Source organism: Stenotrophomonas sp. HMWF023 (genome assembly GCF_003060985.1).
GTDB classification, from domain to species: domain Bacteria; phylum Pseudomonadota; class Gammaproteobacteria; order Xanthomonadales; family Xanthomonadaceae; genus Stenotrophomonas; species Stenotrophomonas lactitubi.
Map to the genome: position 1 here is coordinate 5468 of NZ_QAIJ01000097.1, position 3391 is coordinate 8858.

At 67.8% G+C, this 3391-nt stretch carries 1 protein-coding gene and 2 pseudogenes; all 3 read left to right on the forward strand.

Features of this window, described 5'->3' with window-relative positions; all coding sequences use genetic code 11:
- Window positions 1-174: pseudogene (locus DBR20_RS22675) on the forward strand (DNA repair protein RadA); the annotation flags it as partial.
- A 176-nt stretch (window positions 175-350) separates the two neighbouring features.
- Window positions 351-2207, forward strand: a complete 1857-nt coding sequence (locus DBR20_RS04800) for an ATP-binding protein (protein ID WP_108265383.1) — start codon at window positions 351-353, stop codon at window positions 2205-2207.
- A 48-nt stretch (window positions 2208-2255) separates the two neighbouring features.
- Window positions 2256-3391, forward strand: a pseudogene (locus DBR20_RS22680) (hypothetical protein); the annotation flags it as partial.

The window sequence follows — 3391 nt, forward strand, 5'->3', positions numbered from 1 at the left end:
CTGTCCGGTGAAATCCGGCCGGTACCCAACGGCGAGGATCGCCTGCGCGAAGCCGCGACCCACGGCTTCAAGCGCGCCATCGTGCCCAAGGCCAATGCGCCCAAGGGCGGCTCGGTGAAGGGGATGGAAGTGATCGCGGTCGAACGCCTGTCCGAGGCCATCGACGCGGCGTGATGCCGATACTGTAGAGCCGAGCCCATGCTCGGCTGCTTTTCCGGCAAAGGGCAGCCGAGCGTGGGCTCGGCTCTACAAACGTCACATGCGGCAACGGTCAGCCTGCCTGTGCTAGTTTTCCCGGCTCGACGAAGGCGCCCCCTGGCGCCTTTCCGTGGCAAGGAGTAATCGATTACATGCAGGACCCGATGTTCAGCACCCCCGCCGCCGAAATCCGCCGCGCCGGGGTCGATCTCAATGGACTGATGACGGTGCTGGGCAAGCACCTGTATTCCACCCCGATGGTGGCGCTGCGTGAGCTGGTGCAGAACGCGCACGATTCGATCATCCGTCGCCGTATCGAGCAGCCCGGCATCCAGAGTGTGTCGCGCATCGACGTGCAGGTCGATGTCGCCGCCGGCGTGCTGCGCATCACCGACACCGGTGCCGGCCTGACCCGGCAGGAAATCCACGATTACCTGGCCACGGTCGGTGTCGGTTACACCCGGGGCCTGCGCCAGGACGGCGAGGACAATGAAGGCCTGATCGGCATGTTCGGCCTGGGCTTCCTGTCGGCCTTCGTGCTGGCGCGCCGTGTCAGCGTGCGTACCACCTCCTACCAGTCACCAGGGCTGGGCCACCTGTACGTGTCCAGCAATGCCGAGCAGTACACCGTCAGCGAAGTGCCGGCACGCGCGATCGGCACCGAGGTCGAGCTGGAGCTGCATCCGGACTTCCTGCCGCTGGCCAACGAAGCGCGCCTGCATGAGGTGCTGGGCCGCTACTGCGCGCTGCTGTCCGAGCCGATCTTCATCGGTGCGGCGACCGCCGCGATCAATCCCGAACCGCCGCCGTGGCGCGGGCAGGGTGACGTCGTGCTGCATCCGGTGCAGGCACGCCGCCAGGCGCAGCAGTTCGCTGCCCGCTTCGAACACGATTTCGAGCCCATCGTGACGATGCCGCTGCAGTCCGATGGCAGCAGCGGTGCCGTCGGCATGCTCTGGGTGCAGGACGGTGCCACCTATGGCACCAGCGACAACCGCAACCTGTCGGTGTTCGTGCGCGGCATGCTGCTGGACGACGACGCGCGCGACCTGCTGCCGCCGTGGGCCGGCTTCATCGGCGGGGTGATCGAGTCGTCGAAGCTGACCCCGACCGCCAGCCGCGAGGACCTGCAGCGCGATGACCACTATCGCGCCGTACAGCACGCCCTGCTGGAAGCGCTGATCGATGGCCTGGCCGACGTCGCGCGGCAGCAGCCCGAAGCCTGGCGACGCGTGCTCAGCCGCCACAACGAAGCCCTGCTGGGCGCGGCGCTGTGCGATGAGCGCCTGTTCGACCTGCTGCTGGAACACGTGCGCGTGCCGACCTCGCAGGGTGACCTGCCGGCCAGCGCGTTGCCGGCGCGCGGCGCGGTGCATGTGATCCTCGACAACGGTGGCGGCTTCGAGGAAATGCTGTTCCGTGCGATGGGCGTGCCGGTCGCGCATGGCCATCGCTATGCCGTGGTGCCGTTCCTGCGCCGCTGGGCCCAGGCCAAGGGCCTGCGGCTGGTCGAACTCGGTACCGAGCAGGGCAATCGCGCACTGTTCCGCACCGATGACAGCCTTGACGATACGCAGTTGGCCTGGCTTCGCGAACACCTGGGCGACGGCGAACAGCTGCTGCCGGCGCGGTTCAGCCCGGAGGCGCTGCCGGTGGTGGTGGTACCTGACCGCGAAGCCGAACTGAAGCAGCGCCTGGAAGACGACGAGAACGACAAACGCGTATCGATGGCCGCATTGCGGCTGGCGCGCCAGTTCACCGCGCGCATCGAGGCGCGTGCGCCCTCGCGGCTTTACCTCAACCTGGACAATCCAGCGGTGCAGGCCTTGCTGCAGGCCCAGCGCGATGGCCACCCACAGGCCGCGTCGGCCGCGCGCCTGCTGCGCTCGTTGAAGATCATCGTGTCCGCGCAGGGCCGGCCGTTGCAGCGGAGTACGGCGACGCCGGGCCCCGATCTCAATGGTGCATTCACTGATATTGCCGGTGCCCTGCAGCAGATGCTGCGCTGAGCACCGCCCCCTCTCATCCAGCCTTCGCTAGACAGGAGCATTTCCCCCATGGATATCTGGAACTGGGTCGAAAAACTGCAGGAAGACCTGCGCCAGGCCGGGCAGGCACAGAACGCCCACCTGCTGACCCGCCTTGCCGATGAAGTCAGTGAACTGCAGGTCGACCGCGTCGATGCACTGCTGCCCGAAGCGCGCGCGCTGGGCAAGGCGCTGGACAACCCCTGGGTCGACGTCTACGTCGGCCATTGGGCGCTGCGCAACCGCGTCGGCAACCGCGTCGAAGGTGAAAGCGCGCTGGGCGAGTCGGTAGCGCTGTTCGAGCGCGCACACCGTGCCGATACCCTGGACTGCCCGCAGTCGATCTGCATCACCCAGGATCTTGCCGCCTGCTACGGCAACATCGATGGTCCGGGCTGGGTGCCCGAGCGCATCGAGGTCTGCGACGAGACGCTGGGCCGCATCGACCCGAGCTGGGCCTGCTTCCAGTGCCTGAGCTGCGAGAAGGCGGACGCGCTGCTGGACGACGGCCGCGGCCAGGACGCCTTGGACTACCTGCAGGTGCAGGCGGCGGCGATCCAGGCGCGCGGCAAGGAAGTGTTCGACAGCTTCCCGGAAATGCAGATCAAGATCCTGCTGGCCAGCGGCCGCGCGGCGGAGGCACTGGCACTGATCGAGCAGCGCGAGGTCGAAGTAGCCGCCGCAGGCGAATACGAGCCGGCCAACTGTACGGTGCCGCGCCGGCTGTCCAAGGCCTGGGCGCTGGCCCAGTTGGGGCGTGATGAAGAAGCGCTGCAGCAGCTGGTGCCCTGGAGCGAGCTGACGCCGAACCACTGGCGGCTGTGGGCGAATACCGCTTCGACGCTGTGCAGTCGTGATGGCGAACGCAACACCTGGGATCTGGGCACGCGCTTCAACACCATCATCGAGCACTTCGCCACTGTTGGCGCGCATCGCCTGGTGATCGAGATCGCTGCACTGAGCCTGGAACTGGCGCTGCAGCGCGGTGCGCGCTGGGTGGCGCAGCGCCAGCTGGGCCTGGCCCGCACCCATCTGGCGCAGCTGCGGCAGGACCGTGGCGCTGCCGCGCTGGTGGCTGGCTTGGCGGCACGGATCGAGGCGCTGCCGGAAATGGCACCGCTGCCGGTGCCTGCCGATGAACTGCTGGCGTGGCTGCAAGCGCAGGG